The following is a 19,408-nucleotide window of genomic DNA, read 5'->3' as shown; positions in this document are numbered from 1 at the left end:
CGGTGCGGACGGGCTGATTTCAGCCCGTCTGGGGGCACCTCCCAGCGGTAGCTGGGGGAGTTTGAGGACACCGCGCGGAGCGCGGAACGGGGTCTGGGGCGCCGGCCCCGGTTACGGGAAGGGGCGGGGTGGGGAAAAATCCTCCGCCCCGCTACGGCACCCGCACCGGAACCCGCCGAGGCCCCCGCACCAGCAACCCCGGCCGATACGGCAACCCGGAAGGATCCGCCGCCAGCTCAAGCCCCCGCAACGCCGAGAACAGCCGGGGCAGCGCCACCGCCCCCTCCAGCCGGGCCAGCCGCGACCCCAGGCAGAAGTGCGGCCCGTGCCCGAACGCCAAGTGCGCCGCGGCCCGCTCGCCCGCGCCGTCCCCCGCGTCCAGATACCGGCCGGGAAGGAACGCGTCCGGCGAAGCGAACCGCTCCGGATCGCGGTTGGCGGAGGCCAGCACCACCAGGACCGAGGCACCGGCCGGTATCACCGTGCCCCCGCCCAGGTCCACCTCCGTCGCCGCGCGCCGCCACGTCGTGCCCTCCAGCGGGCTCGCGTGCCGCAGCGTCTCCTCCACCACGGCGGCCCACCGCTCCGGGCCGCCGTGGTGCGCCGCGGCGAGTTCGCCGGGGTGGGTGAGCAGCAGCAGCGACGCCGAGGCCAGCAGGTTCATGGTCGTCTCGTAGCCGGCGAACAGCAGCAGGAACGCCATGGCGAGCAGTTCCCCGTCGTCCAGCCCGCCCTCGTCCGTGTCCCGGACCAGCGTGCTGAAGAGGTCCTCGCCCGGCTCCCGCCGCTTCCGCGCGATCAGCTCGGTGAAGTAGGCGTGCAGGCGCACCCACGCCTCGTCGGCCTCGCCCGCCGCCAGCGCGTCGGCGGGCGACCCGACCCGGTAGGTCCAGGCCCGCAGGTCCGCGCGGTCGGCCTCCGGCACCCCCAGCACCTCGCCGATGACCAGCACCGGCAGCGGGAACGCGAAGGAGTCCACCAGGTCCGCGGTCCCGCCCGCCGCCAGCTCCCCGGCGACCTCCGCGACCAGCTTGTCCGTCAGCTCCTCGATCCGGGAGCGCAGCGCGTCGACCCGGCGCGGGGTGAACGCCGCGGTGGTGAACCGCCGCAGCCGGGAGTGGTCGGGGGCGTCCGAGTTGAGCATGTGCCGGGCCAGGCACGCGCGGGCCCGCTGCGCCGGCGAGTCGGGCCGGGGGCGGCCCGCGCCGCTCGGCGGCACATTCGAGAACCGCGCGTCCGCGAGGACCTCCCGGGCCTGCCGGTAGCCCGTGACCAGCCAGGCGTGGGTACCGTTGGCCAGCGCCACCCGTGCCGCGGGGCGGCCCTCGGCGCGCAGCCGCGCGTAGTACGGGTACGGGTCGCGGGCGAAGCCGGGGTCGGCGGGGTTCAGGAGATCATGCACGGGCCTCATCCTCGCCTTTTCCGGCCGCGGCCACAGCGGGCGCCGACGCCAGCGCTGACCCTGCCACACCTGTTCGATTCCTACAAAGCGTCCCGCCGGCCGCCCCGTACACCCCGGGCTCCTGGAACCGTCCCGTGGCGCCGCCCGTTCTCCCAGGAAGTACGGACTCCCGGGAAGTACGGCCTCCACGGGAAGCACGGCGGAGCGACGACGGGCGGAGCGGCGATGAGCGACCTGACGGCCGGCGGGAACCGGGCGATGCCGGACGGCGCGCTCTCCATACGGGTGCCCGGACCGTTCGACCTGTCGGTGCTCATCACCGGCGAGGAGGGCCGGACCGCCGGTGACGGCGACTTCGTCTTCTATAACCAGCCGACGGCCCCCGGCACCCGGCTGCGTCAGGACACCGTCACCGTGGACCCCGCGCGGCTGCGCCGGGGCGCCGCGAAGGTGACCGTCGTCGTCAGCCCCGCCGACCCCGGCACACCGCTCGCGGCGCTGCCCACCCCCGTGATGACGGTCACCGGGCCCGGGGGCGGGGTGCTGGCCCGGTTCACCCCGCCGCGCCCGACGCGGGAGACCGTCCTGCTGCTCGCCGAGCTGTACCGCCGGGGGACCGGATGGAAGCTCCGGGCCCTGGGACAGGGCTACGCGGAGGGACTGGCCGGAGTGGCCCGCGACTTCGGCATCGAGGTCGCGGAAGAAGTCGTGGAGGAAGCCGGGGAAGAAGGGGGAGGAGCCGGCCACGGCGGGGCGTACGGCGACGCCGCGCGGGACCGCGGCACGCCTCACGGTGCCACGCCCCACCCGCCCGGCACGCCCGAGGAGGCCGGGCTCCTCGCACTGGTCGCCGCGGAGCGGGCCCGGGCCGGCGCCCGCTCCGTCACGGCCGACGCGCGGCTGTCGGCGGCCGCCCGGGCCCACGCGGCGGACATGGCCGCGCACGGGCGCCTGGGCGTGGAGAGCGCGGCCGGGACCTCACTGTTCCAGCGGATCACCGCCGGCGGGTACGCCTATCTCACCCTCGCCGAACACCTGGTGTCCGGCCCCCGTACGCCCGCCGGGTTCATGGACTACTGCCTGCGCGACACGGAGCGCGGCGCCCCCGTCCGCGACCCGGCGTTCGCGCACGTCGGCGTCGGCCACGCCGTCCACGCCGGGTCGGGGGAGGCGTACTGGACGGTGGTGTGGGCGGAGCCGTTCTCCCGGGCCGGTCTGGCGCGGGTGACGGCGGAGGTGCTCGCGCTCACCGTCGCCGAGCGGCGGGCGGCCGGCCTCCGCCCGCTGGCCGCCGACCCCGGGCTGACCACGGCCGCCCAGGGCCACAGCGCCGACATGGCCGGGCGGGGCTTCTACTCCCACACCACCCCGGAAGGGTGCGAGCCCTGGGACCGGGCCGCGGCCGCCGGGGCCGCGCACCGGGGCATCGGCGAGAACATCGCCTGCGGCCAGCGCACCCCGGCCGAGGTCGTCCAGGGCTGGATGAACAGCCCCGGACACCGTGCGAACATCCTCAAACCGGACTTCACCCACCTCGGCGTCGGCTATGCCACCGGGGGTTCCGCCGGTACGTACTGGACCCAGCTCTTCGGGGCCGGGTAGGCGGTCGTGGCGGGTGCGGAGCTCAGACGAGGCGGATGCCCAGAGCGTAGGCGGTGATCGAGGACGGGTCGGACCAGAGGTGGTCCTTGGACGCCGCGGTGAAGCTCGGGGTCTGTGAGGTGGCCGGTTCGAGGCGCCACAGCAGATTGCCCGCGCCACGCCAGTGCACATCGCCACCACCGCCCGTCAGCGCGTACCCCGGCGTCACCGAGGCGACGGCGGCCGGGTGCGCGGTCTGGCCGGAGTCGGCGCGGGTGATGGACGACACGACCCGCCCGACGGGGAGGTCACGCCGCAGGGCGATGGCGAACGCCCTGATGTTGGCCGGGTCGGACTGCCCGTGGTCCTTCGACCGGGCCTTCCAGGAGAACTCCGTCGACGGGAACGAGGCCGTGGCGAGGTTCCCGGCACCGTGCCAGTCCACCCGGAAGCCGCCGCCCACGAGGACGTAGTCGTTCGACGACGGGATGCCCGCCTCGGCCTCCGGGTGCGGGGCTGTGCCGCTGTCCGCGCGGGACACATAGACGGACCGCAGGAGCTGGGCGCGGCTCAAACCGGCGATCTTCAGGCCGATGACGTACGAGACGAGGGCGTGCGGATGCGCCTGGAGGTGGTCCTTCGAGCTGACGGTCCAGCCCGACAGGTCGTCGGTGGGGTAGGAGGCGGTCAGCAGCGCCCCGGGGTTGGCGTCGGTCGCCGTGGCGCCACCGCCGATGGCGATCATCTCCCCGTCGCCGACGAGGGTGGTCTTGTCGTACCAGTGCTGCTGGGGAGGGTTCCCGTAGTGCGAGAACACGGACACTGTCACTCGCCCGGAGGCGTCGTGAAAGGTGTTGAGGGGCGTTCCGACGGAGCTGAACGCCCGCCGCGGCGACGCCGTGCCCGCCGCGAGGGCCGTCCCGCCGCCCAGCGCTCCCACCGCGGCGACGCCCGCCGCGGCCGTCGCCGCCCGGAGTACTTCTCTTCTGGATCTCATGGTCCTGCCTCTCGTCACATGTCGCACCATGACATCTCTTCAGCAGCGGACCCTAGCCCTGGGCGCGGGCGCTCCAGTAGCCCTGGAAATGGCCGTTGAGGGCCGAGTACCGGCCGCTTCTCCGGAGGGAGCCCCCGGCGGTACGGCGCCGCCGGCGCGCCGTGTCCGCCCGGAGTCCTTCCGGTGGCAAACACGGAAACGGCGCGGCATCCGGGTACGGCCTCGCCGAAGGGTTCGTCCGTGCCGTTCCCCGGCGGCGAGGCGGCGCCGACGGGCACACGCCGTACCCGGCCGCAGGGCCGTGGTGTGGCCGTTCCCGGCAGCAACGCAACCCCCGGATCGAGTGAGCATCCACGGCCGGGTGAATCGCACAAGCCCCGCCGGGCGCCCGCCCCCGGGATCGCTGGCCGATTGACGACCCCTCGAATTCCCGCGCGAGAAAACGCCCTTCGGTGGCCGTGACTCCCCCGATCGGGCGTCGTTTTTCCGATCGCTCGTCCGATCCGGAGTCAACGAGGAGGCGCAGTGCATCACCACCACGACCGTCACGCGAACACCGAGGGAGCGCGGTCGCCGTTCGAACAGGACGGCCCGCCGCCCGCGGGCGGCGGGCCCCGCGACCGCTGCCGGGAGACGCGGACGAGCCGTCCGGCGCGCTACACGTGCGTGATCGACGTGATGGTCCTGCTGCACCGCGACGACGGCCGCGTGCTCCTGCTCCGCCGCGCCGGGGACGTGTACGCGAGCGGCCTCCTCGCCCCGCCCGGCGGCCACCTCGAAGCGGACGAGACCGTCGTCGACGGAGCCCTGCGCGAGGTCCGCGAGGAGGTCGGACTGCGCCTCGATCCGGACGAGTTGGAGTTCTGCCACCTCGTCCACCACCGCGGCCCCCGAGGGGAAGCCCGGCTCGGGGTCGTCTTCACCGCGCAGCGCTGGGAGGGCGAGCCGCGCAATCTGGAACCGGCCAAGTGCTCGGCGCTGGTGTGGGCCGACCCCGCGTGCCCGCCCGCCGACTGCGTGCCGTACACGGCCGCCGTGCTGACCCGGTTCGTCACCGGGGCGCTGCTGTCCACGCACGGCTGGGCGGTCTGAGGGCGCGCACCCGCCACGCCGTCGTCCCGTGCCAGGACGGGACCCATTGAGGAATCCAGCCGGAGAAGGGAATCCACTCACCATGAACCGCACCGTGACCAGCCGCCCCCGAAGCCCGAAGCCGCCCGCCGCCCACGCGGCGATCGGCGTGGGCGTGATCGTCCTCGACCCGCGGGAACGGATCCTGCTGGGGCACCACCACGCCGGCGTCTGGGAGCTGCCCGGCGGCTCGGTCGAGCCGGGGGAGTCCCTCCAGGCGGCCGCCGTACGGGAACTGCGCGAGGAGACCTCGCTGGTCGCCTCGCCGGCCGACGCCGAGGTGACGGTCCTGCTCCTCGACGACGCCGGGGGCGTCAGCCGGCTGACGGCCGCCGTGCTCGTCACCGCGTACGAGGGCACGCCGGTCGCCGCCGAACCCCATCTCGTGGCCAGGTGGCAGTGGTTCCAGCCGGACGCGCTGCCCGGCCCGCTGTTCGTCCCGTCGGCACAGGCCCTCACGGCCTGGCGCCCCGGCCTGGCCGTCGACCACCCTCCGGCCCACCGCTACCCGATCGCGTTCTGAGAATCCCCAGGAGAATCAGGGGCAATACGGTTATTTCACCCGTCGGTCGTCCCCCTGAGCAGAGACCCCCACCCCCTGAAGTGCAAGCCCCAACTCCCCTTCCTCTTTCCGGATGCCAAGGGATATCTCTGGACGGGTGCGCGCGGCCCGCCGAGCCGGGCGCACCCGAAAGGAGCCCACCATGAAGGACGATCTGACGGACCGGTCCGCAGGACAGCCGGCCGCCGCCGGAACCGGCGACTGGTACGTCGACTCCAGGTGCACCAACTGCGACGTCGCCCGCCAACTCGCCCCCGGACTCATCGAGGAGGTCGGCGGCCGCGCGGAGGTCGTACGGCAGCCGCGTGACGCGGCGGAGGTCCGGCAGATGTACGCGGCCGCCCACGCCTGCCACACCCGCTCGATCCGGCTCGGGGCCGGGCGGCTCGACCCCGCGCAGGACCCGTTCCCGCTCGCCCTGGACGACCGCGTCCACCTGTGCGGGCACAACTCCACCCACACCGCCGGCGCCAACTCCTACCTCCTGCGCCGCCCTTCCGGCACCATGATGATGATCGACACACCCCGGTGGAGCACCGCGCTCGCGGCGCGCTACGAGGCGCTGGGGCCCGTCACCGACGTCCTCCTCACCCACTACGACCATGCCGCGCACGGCCGCGCGTACGCCGACCGCTTCGGCGCCCGCCTGTGGATCCACGAGTGGGACCTCGAAGCGGCGCCGGACGCCGACCGCGTGCTGCGCGGGACGGAGCCGACCGTGATCGCCGACGGTGTGATCGCGTATCCGCTGCCGGGCCACACCCGGGGCAGCGTGCTGTACGTCGCCGACGAGCGCTACTGCTTCAGCGGCGACAGCCTGTACTGGTCCCGTACGACGGCCGACGTGGAGGTGGTGGAGAGCGTCGTCTGGTACTCCATGACCGAACTGAGCGCCTCCCTGGACCGGATCGAGGGCCTGCTGCGCTTCGAGTGGCTGCTGCCGGGCCACGGCGACCGCAAGCGGCTCCCCGCCCCCGAGATGGTCCGGCGGCTGCGGGAGCTGACGGCGCGGACCCGGACGCTCCAGGAGCGGCCCGTCGACTTCACCGCCGTGCGCTGGTGACGTCCCGGCACCGGGTGGCGTCCCACTCGTGCCGGAGGACGGAGTAGGTCACCACGTCGTGCCAGCGCCCGCCGGTGCGGACCCAGTCGCGCATCCGGCCCTCCTGGGACATGCCCGCCCCGGTGATCGTGCCGTGCGTGACGGGGTGGTCATGGCGGCGCAGGCCCCAGATGCGGTGCAGCCCCAGGCGCTCGAAGCCCAGGCCGATCATCAGCCGCAGGGCCTCGCTGCCGTAGCCCCTGGACCACACCTCCGGGACGAGGACGAGCTCGTTGAGCCAGCCGGAGAGGTGGTGCGGGGGCTCCAGGGTCATCCCCACCGTCCCGATCATGAGGGGGTCGCCCGATGTGGTGACGGCCATCTCGTACCGGGTGCGGGGCGCGTCGAAGGCCGCCCCGCGGCGCTCCTCGTACTTGGCGGCGGCCTCGTCGGCGCCCAGGGAGTCGAAGCGCAGATAGCGCGTGACCCGCGGGTCGCCGTACAGGCGGGTGAGCACGGGAAGGTCCTCGGACGTCAACTCCCGGAGGCACAGCCGGTCTCCGGTCACCGTGGCGGGGTACATTCTCGCGGTTTCCTCTGTTTCGACCGGGTGCGAGCCCTCGACCTGCGTACAGTCCGCTGCATGTCTGTGACGGCCCGGCACTTCAGCGACGTGGACAAGGCCCCGAGCCCGGCGGCGTACGAGGCGTACCTGGAGCTGGCCGAGCGCTCCGCGCCCGTCACGGCCCTGCGCGCCCACATCGCCCAACGACTCGGCCGGCCGCCGGGACACGGCGTCGACGTCGGATGCGGCACCGGCCACGCGGTCGCGGAGCTCCGCGCGGCGGGCCTGACCGTCACCGGCCTGGACCGCAGCGACTCCCTCGTACGGACGGCTCGCACCCGCTTCGCCGTGCACGGCTGTGTCGTCGGTGACGCCATGGCCCTGCCCTTCCCGGCCGGACGCGTCGGCTGGTACCGCGCGGAGCGGCTCCTCATCCACCTCCCCGACGCCGGGCAGGCCCTGGAGGAGGCCCGCCGGGTGCTCCGCCCCGGCGGCCGCGTCGCCCTGGCCGACCCGGACTTCGCCACGCTCGCCGTCGCCTCGGACCACCCCGCCACGACGGGCCCCGCCACCGAGGCGTTCACCGAGGCCCTGGCCGACGGCCGCGCCGGGGCCCACCACGGCGCCCTCCTGCGCCGCGCGGGCTTCACGGACCTCACCCGGAGCACGTTCCGGCTGGCCTTCACGACCCTCGCCGAGGCATGGCCCCTGCTGATGGAACCGGCTTGCGCGGCGGGAGTGGGAGCGGGGGTCCTCGGGGTGGAGCAGGTGGCGGCGTTGCGCGGGGAACAGGAGGCCCGCGACGTGCTGGGGCTGGTGGAGGCGTCGTGCGCGGTGCACGTGACCACGGCGCTCCGCCCGTGAGGGGCCCTGTCGCGAACTCCGCCGGTGCGGCGAAACGTCCCGGACCGGAACATCACCTCATCAGGTGGCCTCGCCGGTGGGCGACGGCTCGCCCTGCCCGGCGGCCGGTCTACTGGGGGCCGGCCGGCCGCGCGCGAGGCGCGTGGGGCCTTGTGGACTCCTGCCGACAATTGAGGAATGTGATGAGGAAGATCGTCGCCATCGTGCTCGCCGCTCTCGCCTTCAGTGCCGCCGCCGTCCCGGCGAGCGCCGCCCCGACCGGGGTCGGCTCCCACTGCGGCACGTACCTCTGTGTCATGACGGCCCATCACAACAGGTTCGTCCAGGACATCACGGTCAGGACCAGGGACGGCCTGCCGGGGACGCTGCGGTCCTACTGGGGGGACTTCCACTCGCCCAAGGTCAACGCGGCGTCCCACAGGTGGGCGGTCGGCCGTGAGCAGGCGGGCGCGAAGCTCGTCTGCGGCGGTCTGGAGCGGGACGGCCGGAACATCGAGGACACCTGCGTCACCATCTGACCCGGGGCAGGACGGGCGGGACGGGCAGGACGGGACGGGCGGGGCAAGGCGGGACGGGACGGGCGGTCAGCCGTGGGCCCAGGCGCTGACCCCCAGCTTGCCCGTCGTCCCCAGGTCGATCAGCGACGGCACCGTGAGCCGGTCGGCTCCGGCGGACGGGGCGAGCGATACGTAGGCCCCGTTCGCGGGAGTCCCGTCCGTCACGGTGTTCCGCCACACCAGGCCCGTCACCGCCTGCTCGCCGGGCCGCAGGGCCACCCGCACCGGACCCGCGTCGAAACGGTCGTCGGTCATGATGTCCGCCGCGCCGTGCAGGACCTCCACGGCCAGCTGCTTCCTGCCGGCGTCGAGGACGCGGACGTCCGGGTAGCCGTTGAGCACCCGGGTGGTCCCACCGCAGTTGGTCAGCTTGAGGGTCATCACCCGCAAGCCCATGGCGGCGTTGGCCTCCTCGGCCACGAGGGACATGCCCGAGGCGGGGCAGACCGGTGACGGCTGCGCCGACGCGGAGGGCGTGGGGCCGTCGATCGTGAGCGGGGGTATGGCGGGGATGGACACGGTGGGCGAGGAGGCCGTGGGGGAGGGCGCGGCGGCCGGCCGGGCGCGCTCCGCGGCGGGCGCGTCCGAGTGCGCCGTACCGCAGGCGGTGAGCAGGCCCGTGGCCGTGAGCAGCGCGGCGAGGCCCAGCGCCGATGTCCGGGGCGCCCGGGGTGTACGGGCCGTACGGGGCGAGCCGGCCGTGTCAGGGATGGTGGGGTTCATCCCGTCATCATCCCAACTCTCCATCCGCCCCCACCAGGGTGCCCACCGCACAGTCGTACCGGGGTGCTACCGGTACGGGGGGATATCCCCCCCGTGGAACGGCCGGACAGCGGGATGGTCCCGGCCGGGGCGCTTCGACGATCGTGGATCCCACGGAGAACGTGACGTGCCGCGTCACGTACAGGGAGGACAGATCGTGCGACGCAAGAGTTCACCGGCCGGGGCCGTCACCGCGGCCATGGCGCTGGCCCTCGCCGGCGGGACCGTACTGACCGCCACCGGAGCCACGGCGGCCCCGGCGCCCTCGCGTCCGGCCACCGACGGAGTCTGGCGCATGGACGGCTACGGCACCGTACTGGCCCTCGCGGACGGACACCTGCGGGAGTATCAGACCACCGCGGTGAGCTGTATGAAGAGCGACTCCGCCGAGCGGACCGGAACGGGCGCGGGGCCGGTCGCCTCGTACACGACCGGCGGCGGAGTCGTCCTCACCGTGCGGGCCCTGCCGGGAGGCGACCGGGCGACGCTGCACGCGGACGGCGCGGTCGGCGACCGGCGGCTGCGGCGTATCGCGGCCCTTCCCGACTCCTGCGGGCAGCCGGTGGACCCCAAGGACTCGCTCGCCGCCTTCGACGTCTTCTGGCGGTCCTTCGAGGAGAACTACCCCTTCTTCGCCGCCAAGGGCGTCGACTGGCACAAGACGCGCGACCGGTACCGCCCCCAGGTGCGCGCCGACACGCCCAAGGACCGGCTCTTCGACCTGTTCGCCGAGATGGTCGAGCCGCTGAACGACGCGCACGTCGCCGTTCAGGACGGCAAGCGGATCTTCGCCCGGGCCCGCCCCGGCACGGTCATGCCCGGCGAGGAACTGGATCAGCGGGCCAAGCGGCACATCGTCGAACACGACCTCAAGGGGCGCCGGACGCACGAGTTCGCCAACGGCCGGATCACCTACGCCGACCTGCCCGGCGGACAGGGCTATCTGCGCATCTCCGGATTCGGCGGCTACGCGGCCGAAGGCGCCCCGTACGCCACCCAACTCACCGAACTGGACCGGGCGCTGGACGCGGTGTTCACCCGTGAACGCGTCGCGTCCCTGCGCGGTCTCGTCATCGACCTGCGGGTCAACGGCGGCGGTTCCGACGCCATGGGGCTGCGCATCGCCGGGCGGCTCACCGACACCCCGTACCTCGCGTACTCCAAGCGGGCCCGCAACGACCCCGCGGACGCGACCCGGCACACCCGCCCGCAGCCGCTGTACGTGCGGCCGGCGAAGGCGCCCCGGTACACCGGCCCGGTCGCCGTGCTGACCGGCGGCTCCACCGTCAGCGCCGGCGAGACCTTCACCCAGGCCCTCATGGACCGGCCGGGCGGGTCGGTGCGGATCGGGCAGCACACACAGGGCGTGTTCTCCGACGTCATGACCCGCGTACTCCCCGACGGCATGGTCGCGTGGCTGCCGAACGAGGAGTTCCTGAACCGCTCGGGCCGCTCCTACGACGGGCCCGGCATCCCGCCGAGCGCCGGCATGGAGGTGCCGGTCCTCACCGAGGAGGAGTTCAGGACCGGCCGTGACGCGGCCTTCGACAGGGCGGTGGAGGTGCTGCGGGGGCGGAAGGCGTAGCGGCGGGGGCGGACGGGTCGCGCTCAGAAGCCGGGGGGCGTCTCCGACCAGACGCAGACCGCCGGGACCGCGCCCGGGTTGTGATAGCGGTGCGGGGTGGTCGACTCGAAGCTGACGCTGTCGCCCGGTGTCAGGTGGTAGTGGACGCCGTCGACCCAGTAGTCGAGCTCGCCGCTGAGCAGGAGGCCGACCTCCTCGCCCGCGTGGGTGTGGGGGCGGTCCCCGGAGGACGCCCCCGGCGCCACCTCCAGGAGCATCATCTCCAGCCGGCCGACGGGGTCGGGGTTGAGCAGCGTGTAGGTGACGCCCGCCACCCCGGCCCGGGTGAGCTCCACCCGCTGGTCGGGCCGGGTCACGATGCGCCGCTCGCCGTCGATCTCCCGGAAGAGGCGGCTGAGGGAGAGGCCCAGGGCGTCGACGATCGTGCGCAGTGTGTTGATGGTGGGGCTGTTGACGTCGCGCTCGACATTGCTGAGATAGCTGCGCGACAGCCCGGTCCGGTCGGCCAGCTGTTCCAGCGTGTAGCCCTTCTCCAGGCGCGCGCGGCGGAGGTGCCCGCCGATGCCGTCCTCGCGAGCCGTCCGCCCGGGGGCGGGCCGGTGGTCGTCGGCCGTCACCTGGGACCCTCTTTCGTCTGTGGGTTTTCGTCCGTGGGCATGTCTGGTAAAGACGATGCCGCATCCAGCATAGTGGACGTCGGATGTCGAGAATGCTCTACGCTCCATCCGATATAGCGCACATGCGACCGTACGTCCGGAGGCCCCATGAACCACGATCCCGTGCTGCCCGTGCTGCCCGAGCTGCGGCTGAGCCTGCGCGCGCTGGAACACAACGTGGCACTCATGGCCGCCTGGTGCCGTGAGCAGGGCGTCGAACTGGCCCCGCACATCAAGACGACCATGACCCGGCCCGTGGTGGAGCGGCAGCTGGCCGCCGGCGCCTGGGGGGTCACGGTCGCCACCGCGCGGCAGGCCGGGATCGCCCTGGAATGGGGCGCCCGCCGCATCCTGATCGCCAACGAGGTGGTGCACGGCCCCGACCTCGCCGCCCTGCGGCGGTATCTCGACACCACGCCCGGCCTGGAGCTCCACTGCCTCGTCGACTCCCACGCCGGTCTCGACCTCGCCCGTGCGGCGATGCGGGGCGCCCGGAACCCCCTCCGCGTCCTGATCGACGTGGGCGCCCCGGAAGGGCGCACCGGGGTCCGGGAACCCGCCGCCGCCCACGCCCTCGGCGAGGCCGTCGCCGCCCCCTCCTCCCCGGGGCTGCTGCTGGCCGGTGTCGCGGGCTACGAAGGGGTGCGCCCCAACACCCGGGACGCCGGGAACCTCGCCGACGTCGACGCGCACTGCCGCCGGACGGCCGAGGTCCTCCACGGCCTGGCGCCCCTGGTCCGGGGCGGGCGCCCCGTCCTCAGCATGGGCGGCTCCGCGTTCCCCGACCGGGCCGTCGCGGCCCACCACGCGCTCGCCGCCCGCCCGGACGCACCGGCCCCGGTGTTCGTCCTGCGCTCGGGCTGCTACGTCACCCACGACCACGGCACCTACCGGCACGTCTCGCCCTTCCCCGGCCTGGAGGCGGCACTGACCGTCCGGGCCGCCGTCCTCTCCGCCCCCGAGCCGGGACGGGCCGTCATCGGCGCCGGCAAACGCGAACTGCCCTACGACGCCGGCCTCCCCGTCCTCCTCCGCGCCCGCGCCCCACGAGGCCCGTTCCACCCGGTGACCGGCACCGCGACGCAGATCTTCGACCACCACCTGACCGTCACGGACGCGCACGACCTGCGGGTGGGCGACGAGGTCGAGCTCGGCATCTCCCACCCGTGCTCGGCGTTCGACAAGTGGCCGGACATCACGGTCGTGGACGGGGAGGGGACGGTACGGGAGACATGGCACCCGCGGTTCCGCTGAGGGGGTGCCGTCGAGCGGGGCTTTTCCCCACCCCGCCCCTTCCCCAGTGCTCATGAGTAGGTGTTCTGAGGCCGGTACATGACCGGACGGGGCTTGGGTGGTGCGGGTCAGGTGCGGTTGCCCAGAGGTGGGCGAAGTCGTCGACGGCGGCGGGCCGCTCAAGGAAGGGGCCCCGCCCGTCCGCCTCACGGGAAGCGCACGAGCGGGGCCCGACAAGGGGGAATGGTCACCCGTTGCCGGGCGGCGTGGACCTCATGGCACGCAGTTCCGCAAGGTGGCGCTGATACAGCGGCCCCGCGACGAACGAGGCGTTGGCCGGGGCCGGTGCGGCTTCCTCGATCAGATGCTGCGCTGCCGCCTTTACGGCCGCCCCCCACACCAGGACGTGTTGCTGCGCCGTCCGCCCGCACTCCTGCGGTTCTCCGGGGAGGCACAGAGGCAGGGACGGCCCGATCTTGTTCGCCGCATGACGCAGGTATCCAGCGATCAACGCCCACTCTTCTTCTGATCGCTGTGTCGGCTGTGTGGCGTGGTCACCATTCAGCCACGTGTGGAAGTCGTCACCGTGATCCACCGGTCCTCCTTGCTCAGTGACTCATGCGGGTGCGCCGATCGTAGCCCTCGCCGGCTCGACGCCTGCCTCCTTCGGATCGCACACGCCCACCGAAGGAACGCACGGGCCGCACGGTCCGCAGCTCGGAAGGAACTGCGGCGGCGTGCAGCTCTCGGCCGCCTCCAGCCCGTGGGCTGCCGCGATCTCCGCGCGAGCGTTGATCGTCCGAGCGCTGTTCCATACCTCGGTGAGCGAGGCCGCCTGCACGTTGCCCAAGGTGATGAACCGTCCCAGCACACACGGCCACACGTCCCCCTCGGGACCGATGGCAACCTGCCCGAGTGCGCAGTGCCCGCACAGGTCACCGACTGAGGGAGCAGCCCCCTTGCCGGCCCGTCCGAACGCCCGGGTCCTGTCCCCGCCGACGTGCCCGACCCCGATCGCTTGAAGGTCGGTGACAGCCTCGCGGACACGCTGTTCTGCGTTCACGACGACCACACCGCCGCGAATGGGGATGCCGAGATCCACGGCTTTGCGGATGTTCGCCCGGGTCTTCTTGTGCGAGCCACGGAGGTTCGTCACGTTGTCGTGCTCGGCCGCATCGTCGGAGTAGTACGACGTCGCTAGCTTGACGCCGCACGCCTTGAACGTCTCCCACAGCGGGTCACGGATGGCGGTCATGTTGGAGAATACTTCGATGCCGAGTCCCGCGCCGTGCGCGTGGATGATCAGCTCGGAAAGGTGCGGGTACAGGGTCGGCTCACCGCCGATGAACTGAACGTCGCGGCCGCCGATAGCGGTGAACTGGTCGATGACGTGCCGCCAGTCCGGAACGGTCATGGTGCCGTGCGTCCCCTTGGGGCCCGAATCGGCGTAGCACTGGACGCAGGATTCGTTACAGAACCCTGTCACCTCCAGCCACGCGAACCGGAGTTCCCTGGGGCCCATGCGCGTGCGTAACCTGGTCTCGCCCATGGGGAGCCTTCCTCACTCTGGGGATCTTGGGTCTCGGCCCGGTGGGGAAGCGGCAACTTCCCCGCTGGCACGCTGCCGTATGTGGCTGACGGTTCTTCCTGTCGGACCTCTCGGCCGCGCGACGTGCTTCCCGGTTCCCGTTGGGGTCGGGCTGTACACCCTTCTTCGCTTTCGGTGGGTGCATGGCGTCGCCGACGGGCCATCAAGGGACGTCCCTGTGGGGCATGAGGTCCAGGTGCCCGCCCCAGCTCTCGTGGTACTCCACTTCCTCCCTCAGCGCTTTGCGGTGGGCGGCCCGGTCACCCTGCACGGCGGCCCATTGCGCTCGACCGAGAGCGGCGTTGATGGCGCCCCGGTATCGATCGCAGATGCCGCAATCCTCCCGCGTGGGGTAGGTCGGCGGACTGCTGGAGAGGGGCACGCTTACGGGGGTCAGTCTTCGGATGGAGGGGCGGCCGAGCCCAAGCCCTCTTTGATCGAATTCAGCCCGGGTGTCCGTTCTGGGCGTCTCCTGCTTATGCTCTGTCATGGCTGCCTGACTCCTCAGGTGGTCCATGCCCCCGGGTGTTCGCCGCGTCGCGGGGGTCCTTACGTCTGGCCATACTTCGACGTGTAGTGCTTACGCGGGAGTTGACCGGGGTTGACTACTCTGGAACCACCACTGGTCAACCCCTCAGAGGTTCACGATGAGTGACTTTGCTGATCTCGCCCGCAGGGCGCTGCGGGACAGCGGCTATTCCATGAAAGCCGCGGCGCGCGAGATGAACTACGACGTCGCCTATCTGTCCCGAGTGCTCAACGGAAAGCAGAATCCGTCAGGAAGGCTTGCCGCATCACTGGATGAACTTGTAGGGGCGGGAGGCGCATTGGCTGCGACCGTGCTTGACGATGATGAAAAGTCGAGGGTTGCCCGCAGTGCCGCTAACCCTTCCCGGCTGGACGCCGGTACCGTTGACGCGCTTGCAGGAATCTTGGCCGCATATCGGCGGTTGGATGATTGCGTAAAGCCAAGTGCGGTAATCCCGGCGACCATGGCGCAGATGAGGGAGGTTACCCGGATGTTCCGGGGCTCCCGAGGGTTTCACAGGAAGCGCCTGGCGGAAGTGGCGTCTGAGTGGGTCCAGTTCTCGGGGTGGATGCTTGCCCAAGCCCGCAAGGATGGTGAAGCGGTCGGGCTTCTCAACGACGCTTTAGAGCTGGCAGATGAGATCGGCAATGGGACTCTCGCAGCTCAGGCTCTGAATTTCAAGGGCTATGTCGCCCGGCAGCAGAACAGGCCCCAGGGAATCGCTCGCTGGTTCCACGCCGCAGCCAACACCCCTGGTGCGCACCCTTCCCAACGCATTGGCGACTTCCTCCAAGCGGCAGCCGGAATGGCAGCAATGGGTGAACTGGATGCAGCGCTACGCATGGTAGAGAAAGCCGAGAGGTTGACGGATAAAGCAGCATCCGAGCCTCCGCCGGGTACAGCCTACTGGCTGACTCCCGAATTCAACCGCCTGAATATGGGACTGTGCACTCTCGCGCTTGGGCGCTACAGCGAAGCGGTCGACCACCTGAGGGCCGGGCTTGCCGGGCTTCCCGAGGAGCTTCGAGATGCCCCTTGGTCATGGGAGCACAAGGAGGCTCTACGCAGGGCCGCGGAGGCGGCTTAAAGGTCAGCGCAAACCCCCAGCGGGGCCGGTGCTCACGCTGCCGGCGCCCGCTGAAGGGCAGCCAGGCCCGGCTGGCCAGAGCTTCCCGGAAAGGGCCGCACGCCGCTCTCCCCGGCGCAGGGGAATCCCGGGCAACCCCACTCCCCGGGGCGTCTCCCGCACCCTCAGGGGTCGGCTAGGCGGCGGGGCCTGGAGCGTCCTGGTGGACACGGACGCGTGCTCCGGGGGCGGGGGTGTGCCCGGGACGGTCCTCTGCGGTGAGGGAGTCCGCCATGGTGGCGGCCTCTTCGATGGCGGGGGCCAAGTCCCCAGTGATCGTGAAGGGGCCGGGCCGGGCAGGGAAAAGCCCCGCGCGGCGGCAGCCGCGCCCAACGTCCCGCCGTCTCCCCCTCACGAGAACCGCTGGACCACCGTCGGCCTGATCAGCCCCGACTCGTACGCGAGCGTGACCGCCTGCGCCCGGCTCGTCAGATCCAGCTTCGTCATGATCCGGTTGACGTGCGTCTTGACCGTGGAGATGCTGACGGTCAGCCGCGTGGCGATCTCCGGGTTCGTCAGCCCCCTGCCCACGAGCCCCAGGATGTCCCGCTCCCGCCGTGTCAGGGGCGCCAGCCGCTCCTCCGTTTCCACGGTGGAGGTGGAGGTGGCGGGGGAGGCGGGGTCGGAGGCGGGGGCCGGGGCGGCCGCGGGCGCCGCGTGCCGGGTGGTGTACGCCTCGATGAGACGGCGGGTGACCGTCGGCGCGAACAGCATGTCCCCCGCCGCGACCGTCCGGATGGCGGTGAACAGCCGCTCCGGCGGGGTGTCCTTCAGCAGAAACCCGCTGGCACCGGCCCGGAGCGCCGCGTAGACGTATTCGTCGAGGTCGTAGGTGGTCAGGATCAGGATGCGGGGGCGCGGGCCGGGCGCCTCGGCGAGGATCCGCCCGGTGGCGGCGACGCCGTTGAGCCCGCGCAGCCGGATGTCCATCAGGACGATGTCGGGGTGGTGTTCACCGGCCATGGCCACGGCCTGCTCACCGCTCTCGGCCTGCCCGCACACCTCCAGATCGGGTGTGGCCCGCAGCAGGGCGGCCAGGCCCTCACGGATCAGGATCTCGTCGTCGACGACGAGGACACGGGTCCTCCGCTGGGTCATGGCCCTGCTTCCTCTCCCCACCCCGCCCGGTGCCGGCCGGGCCCGTCCCCGCGCGCGGCCGTCCGGTACCGGTGTCCGCGCGGTCCGCACCGGCCGTCGGGGCGGGCAGCGGAAGCGTCAGCAGCACCCCGTACCCCCCTTGTCGCCGCGGCCCCGCGGCGAACGTACCGCCGTACAGCTTGGCGCGCTCCCGCATCCCCATCAATCCATGGCCGCCGCCGGGCACCCGTTCCACGCCGGTGCCCGCCGCGCCGCCCCCGTCGTCGTCCACCCGGATGGTCAGCAGGTCCCCGCGGTAGCGCAGTTCCACGGCCGCGTGGGCGGCGGGAGCGTGCTTGAGGACGTTGGTCAGTGCCTCCTGGACGATCCGGTACGCGGACAGGTCGCCGCCCGGCGGCAAGGGGCGAGCGGTGCCGATGACGGACAGTTCGGCGCGGACGCCCGCCGCGCGCACCCGTTCCACCAGCTCGGGCAGGTCTCCCAGGCCGGGCGTCGAGCCCTCGGGAGACGCCACGGGAGCCGCCGGGCCGTCGCAGGCGGCCGGCGGCAGACGCAGCACCCCGAGGAGGCCGCGCATCTCCTCCAGCGACTGCCGGGCGGTGTCGGCCACGGTGCCCAGGGCCGTACGGGCCGTGTCGGGCGCGGTGTCGAACACATAGCGGGCCAGGCCGCTCTGAACGGCGATCACGGACAGGTGGTGGGCGACGACGTCGTGGAGTTCGCGGGCGATGCGCATGCGCTCCTCGGTCACCTCGTGACGGGCCCGGGCGGCCTGTTCGAGCTGGAGACGGCGGGTCAGGACGCGCAGTTGCCCGTTGCGTTCGGCCAGTCGGCGCGCGCCGGCGCCGAAGGCCCAGGCCAGGCCGAGGACCAGGACGGTCTGCGCGGTGGCCACCACGACCGAGACGACGTGGAGGGACAGCCCTCCGTACTCCCACACGCACGCGGTCAGCAGCGCCCCGGGGAGGACCCGGCGGAACGGGAGTTCGGTGGCGACGGTGAAGAAGGCCAGCACGGGCGGCCAGACATTGGCCGAGGGCTGGTAGCCGCCGGCCGAGTACAACGTCAGCCCCGCGCAGGAGACGACCAGGACCGTACGGGGAGCGGCGCGGCGGAAGGCGACGGGCAGTCCGGTCAACGCGCTCAGCGCGATGGCCCACGGGCCGAAGGGGGGCCATGGAGCGCCGGGGTGGTACTGCAGCGCGAAGGTGATCGTCAGGGACGTCATGGCGACGGCGACGACCGCGTCGACGAGACGCCGTTGGACCGGCCCTGTCCCCAAGCGCATGGGCGCAGCGTATCGACGCGGGCCCGCGGGGGCGTCGGGCCGGGGGACGACCGGGCGGCCCGGGCGGCTCCACCCCTGGGGTGAGGCACGGGCTACGGAGCCCCGGTTCTCCACCCTGGGGCCGACGCGCCCGCACCCGGGGGCGCCGGCACCTCCGTGCGTACCCCTCGTACGTACACCACCGGGTTGACGACCGACTCCCGGCCGCCCGGCTAGGTTTTCCGTCGGAACATCCGAGGCACGACAAGTGACCCGCGCCGGGACCGGCGACCACCGGCTCCCGGACCGCGATACGGAAGGGATCACCATGTCACCGCGCAGGCGCACGAGCATCGGACTGGCCATGGCCGCGGCGGTCGCCGGACTGACGACGGCGGTCGTCCCCGCGACGGCGGCCGGGACCTCCACGACGGCGGCGCAGGCCGCTCCCGGCAACTGTCCCAAGCTGTACTTCTGCGGCTACTCCAAGGCCAACTACCAAGGCACGCCGTGGAAGATCACCAAGTGCAACGTCTACTACGAGATACCGGACGGCTGGAACAGCGGCGGCTCCTGGTACAACAACCAGAGCGCCGGGACCGTCGCCCGGATGTACGACAAGAACAAGAAGCTCATCTACTCGACCCCGCCGGCACCGTCCGGGGACCCGACGGGCGACTGGGGACCCGTGTGGTACGTCAAGGCGTGCTGACGGTCGCCTGACGCGACCGCACCCGCCGCCTCGCGGCGAGGACGACGGGGGACCGCGAGGCGGGCGGGCGGCGTGCCCGGGGCGGCAACGCGCGGCCTTGGCGGTCGCGGGGCCGGGGAGTTGGCGAGAATTCGACGGGCGGGTGCGGGTG

General features: G+C 72.6%; 19 protein-coding genes. 10 read left to right on the top strand and 9 right to left on the bottom strand.

Translation table 11 applies throughout. The features are described from left to right. Positions 1–151: 151 nt before the first annotated feature. Positions 152–1,402, bottom strand: coding sequence for a cytochrome P450 family protein (locus tag AF335_RS19540; protein ID WP_102919727.1), 1,251 nt, complete (start codon positions 1,400–1,402; stop codon positions 152–154). A gap of 225 nt (positions 1,403–1,627) precedes the next feature. Here AF335_RS19540 and AF335_RS19535 point away from each other — a divergent pair, with 225 nt between their 5' ends. Next, positions 1,628–3,004: a CAP domain-containing protein gene (locus AF335_RS19535; protein WP_102919726.1), complete on the top strand. Its 1,377-nt coding sequence runs from the start codon at positions 1,628–1,630 to the stop codon at positions 3,002–3,004. Positions 3,005–3,026: 22 nt separating this feature from the next. Here the strand turns inward: AF335_RS19535 and AF335_RS19530 are convergent, their stop codons facing one another. After that, complete coding sequence (locus tag AF335_RS19530; protein ID WP_146045573.1) at positions 3,027–3,980, bottom strand: hypothetical protein; 954 nt, start codon at positions 3,978–3,980, stop codon at positions 3,027–3,029. Between the two features lie 525 nt (positions 3,981–4,505). On the opposite strand from AF335_RS19530, the gene AF335_RS19525 reads away from it, so the two are divergent. The 3 genes from AF335_RS19525 to AF335_RS19515 all read left to right on the top strand — a co-directional run bounded on the left by AF335_RS19525 (position 4,506) and on the right by AF335_RS19515 (position 6,736). Next, complete coding sequence (locus tag AF335_RS19525; RefSeq protein WP_244927096.1) at positions 4,506–5,072, top strand: NUDIX domain-containing protein; 567 nt, start codon at positions 4,506–4,508, stop codon at positions 5,070–5,072. An 82-nt stretch (positions 5,073–5,154) separates the two neighbouring features. Continuing rightward, the gene (locus tag AF335_RS19520; RefSeq protein WP_102919724.1) at positions 5,155–5,634 is read left to right on the top strand and encodes a nucleotide triphosphate diphosphatase NUDT15; all 480 of its coding nucleotides are present in this window, start codon (positions 5,155–5,157) and stop codon (positions 5,632–5,634) included. 181 nt (positions 5,635–5,815) lie between these two features. Then, a complete protein-coding gene (locus AF335_RS19515) occupies positions 5,816–6,736 on the top strand; it encodes an MBL fold metallo-hydrolase (RefSeq protein WP_102919723.1) in 921 nt (306 codons plus the stop codon). On the opposite strand, the gene AF335_RS19510 is transcribed toward AF335_RS19515, so the two are convergent. Further along, positions 6,717–7,298 (bottom strand): GNAT family N-acetyltransferase, encoded by a 582-nt coding sequence (locus AF335_RS19510; protein ID WP_102919722.1) that lies wholly within the window; start codon positions 7,296–7,298, stop codon positions 6,717–6,719. The two genes, AF335_RS19515 and AF335_RS19510, sit on opposite strands and share 20 nt — an antisense overlap. Before the next feature lie 60 nt (positions 7,299–7,358). Here AF335_RS19510 and AF335_RS19505 point away from each other — a divergent pair, with 60 nt between their 5' ends. Further along, complete coding sequence (locus AF335_RS19505; RefSeq protein ID WP_102919721.1) at positions 7,359–8,144, top strand: methyltransferase domain-containing protein; 786 nt, start codon at positions 7,359–7,361, stop codon at positions 8,142–8,144. 182 nt (positions 8,145–8,326) lie between these two features. Continuing rightward, on the top strand, positions 8,327–8,662 hold the full coding sequence (locus AF335_RS19500) for a hypothetical protein (RefSeq protein WP_102919720.1): 336 nt from the start codon (positions 8,327–8,329) through the stop codon (positions 8,660–8,662). 66 nt (positions 8,663–8,728) lie between these two features. Here the strand turns inward: AF335_RS19500 and AF335_RS19495 are convergent, their stop codons facing one another. Continuing rightward, entirely contained in the window at positions 8,729–9,424 is a 696-nt protein-coding gene (locus AF335_RS19495) for a DUF4232 domain-containing protein (RefSeq protein WP_146045572.1), read from the bottom strand. Between the two features lie 238 nt (positions 9,425–9,662). Here AF335_RS19495 and AF335_RS19490 point away from each other — a divergent pair, with 238 nt between their 5' ends. Next, entirely contained in the window at positions 9,663–11,048 is a 1,386-nt protein-coding gene (locus AF335_RS19490) for a S41 family peptidase (RefSeq protein ID WP_102920075.1), read from the top strand. 23 nt (positions 11,049–11,071) lie between these two features. Here the strand turns inward: AF335_RS19490 and AF335_RS19485 are convergent, their stop codons facing one another. Further along, positions 11,072–11,665, bottom strand: coding sequence for a cupin domain-containing protein (locus AF335_RS19485; protein ID WP_211304122.1), 594 nt, complete (start codon positions 11,663–11,665; stop codon positions 11,072–11,074). Between the two features lie 147 nt (positions 11,666–11,812). On the opposite strand from AF335_RS19485, the gene AF335_RS19480 reads away from it, so the two are divergent. After that, positions 11,813–12,958: an alanine racemase gene (locus tag AF335_RS19480; protein WP_102919717.1), complete on the top strand. Its 1,146-nt coding sequence runs from the start codon at positions 11,813–11,815 to the stop codon at positions 12,956–12,958. Positions 12,959–13,184: 226 nt separating this feature from the next. Here AF335_RS19480 and AF335_RS19475 read toward each other — a convergent pair whose 3' ends face one another. Together AF335_RS19475 and AF335_RS19470 are read right to left on the bottom strand one after the other, a co-directional pair. Beyond that, on the bottom strand, positions 13,185–13,532 hold the full coding sequence (locus tag AF335_RS19475; RefSeq protein WP_102919716.1) for a hypothetical protein: 348 nt from the start codon (positions 13,530–13,532) through the stop codon (positions 13,185–13,187). Positions 13,533–13,553: 21 nt separating this feature from the next. Beyond that, positions 13,554–14,486 carry a radical SAM/SPASM domain-containing protein gene (locus AF335_RS19470; protein WP_228773177.1) on the bottom strand — a complete coding sequence of 311 codons (933 nt, stop codon included), beginning with the start codon at positions 14,484–14,486 and terminating at the stop codon, positions 13,554–13,556. 686 nt (positions 14,487–15,172) lie between these two features. Between AF335_RS19470 and AF335_RS19460 the strand changes: the two genes are divergently transcribed. Beyond that, complete coding sequence (locus tag AF335_RS19460) at positions 15,173–16,141, top strand: helix-turn-helix domain-containing protein (RefSeq protein ID WP_102919714.1); 969 nt, start codon at positions 15,173–15,175, stop codon at positions 16,139–16,141. A 390-nt stretch (positions 16,142–16,531) separates the two neighbouring features. On the opposite strand, the gene AF335_RS19455 is transcribed toward AF335_RS19460, so the two are convergent. Together AF335_RS19455 and AF335_RS19450 are read right to left on the bottom strand one after the other, a co-directional pair. Further along, complete coding sequence (locus tag AF335_RS19455; RefSeq protein WP_102919713.1) at positions 16,532–17,278, bottom strand: response regulator; 747 nt, start codon at positions 17,276–17,278, stop codon at positions 16,532–16,534. Beyond that, the gene (locus AF335_RS19450) at positions 17,223–18,566 is read right to left on the bottom strand and encodes a sensor histidine kinase (RefSeq protein ID WP_102919712.1); all 1,344 of its coding nucleotides are present in this window, start codon (positions 18,564–18,566) and stop codon (positions 17,223–17,225) included. The genes AF335_RS19455 and AF335_RS19450 overlap by 56 nt, the downstream gene beginning before the upstream one ends. A 307-nt stretch (positions 18,567–18,873) precedes the next feature. On the opposite strand from AF335_RS19450, the gene AF335_RS19445 reads away from it, so the two are divergent. Further along, complete coding sequence (locus AF335_RS19445) at positions 18,874–19,257, top strand: peptidase inhibitor family I36 protein (RefSeq protein ID WP_146045571.1); 384 nt, start codon at positions 18,874–18,876, stop codon at positions 19,255–19,257. The last annotated feature ends 151 nt before the right edge of the window (positions 19,258–19,408 follow it).

The organism is Streptomyces eurocidicus (assembly GCF_002891295.1).
GTDB lineage: Bacteria > Actinomycetota > Actinomycetes > Streptomycetales > Streptomycetaceae > Streptomyces > Streptomyces eurocidicus.
The sequence above is the reverse complement of the archived record's forward strand: the minus strand, read 5'-3'. Positions and strand labels throughout refer to the sequence as shown.

Excerpts from the sequence above, each read along its gene's own strand:
- AF335_RS19490 (WP_102920075.1), top strand. The coding sequence starts at position 9,663 with ATGGCGCTGGCCCTCGCCGGCGGGACCGTACTGACCGCCACCGGAGCC.
- AF335_RS19535 (WP_102919726.1), top strand. The coding sequence starts at position 1,628 with ATGAGCGACCTGACGGCCGGCGGGAACCGGGCGATGCCGGACGGCGCG.
- AF335_RS19445 (WP_146045571.1), top strand. The coding sequence starts at position 18,874 with ATGTCACCGCGCAGGCGCACGAGCATCGGACTGGCCATGGCCGCGGCG.
- AF335_RS19510 (WP_102919722.1), bottom strand. The coding sequence starts at position 7,298 with ATGTACCCCGCCACGGTGACCGGAGACCGGCTGTGCCTCCGGGAGTTG.
- AF335_RS19520 (WP_102919724.1), top strand. The coding sequence starts at position 5,155 with ATGAACCGCACCGTGACCAGCCGCCCCCGAAGCCCGAAGCCGCCCGCC.
- AF335_RS19515 (WP_102919723.1), top strand. The coding sequence starts at position 5,816 with ATGAAGGACGATCTGACGGACCGGTCCGCAGGACAGCCGGCCGCCGCC.
- AF335_RS19530 (WP_146045573.1), bottom strand. The coding sequence starts at position 3,980 with ATGAGATCCAGAAGAGAAGTACTCCGGGCGGCGACGGCCGCGGCGGGC.
- AF335_RS19505 (WP_102919721.1), top strand. The coding sequence starts at position 7,359 with ATGTCTGTGACGGCCCGGCACTTCAGCGACGTGGACAAGGCCCCGAGC.
- AF335_RS19480 (WP_102919717.1), top strand. The coding sequence starts at position 11,813 with ATGAACCACGATCCCGTGCTGCCCGTGCTGCCCGAGCTGCGGCTGAGC.
- AF335_RS19495 (WP_146045572.1), bottom strand. The coding sequence starts at position 9,424 with ATGAACCCCACCATCCCTGACACGGCCGGCTCGCCCCGTACGGCCCGT.
- AF335_RS19460 (WP_102919714.1), top strand. The coding sequence starts at position 15,173 with ATGAGTGACTTTGCTGATCTCGCCCGCAGGGCGCTGCGGGACAGCGGC.
- AF335_RS19450 (WP_102919712.1), bottom strand. The coding sequence starts at position 18,566 with ATGCGCTTGGGGACAGGGCCGGTCCAACGGCGTCTCGTCGACGCGGTC.
- AF335_RS19470 (WP_228773177.1), bottom strand. The coding sequence starts at position 14,486 with ATGGGCGAGACCAGGTTACGCACGCGCATGGGCCCCAGGGAACTCCGG.
- AF335_RS19455 (WP_102919713.1), bottom strand. The coding sequence starts at position 17,278 with ATGACCCAGCGGAGGACCCGTGTCCTCGTCGTCGACGACGAGATCCTG.
- AF335_RS19500 (WP_102919720.1), top strand. The coding sequence starts at position 8,327 with ATGAGGAAGATCGTCGCCATCGTGCTCGCCGCTCTCGCCTTCAGTGCC.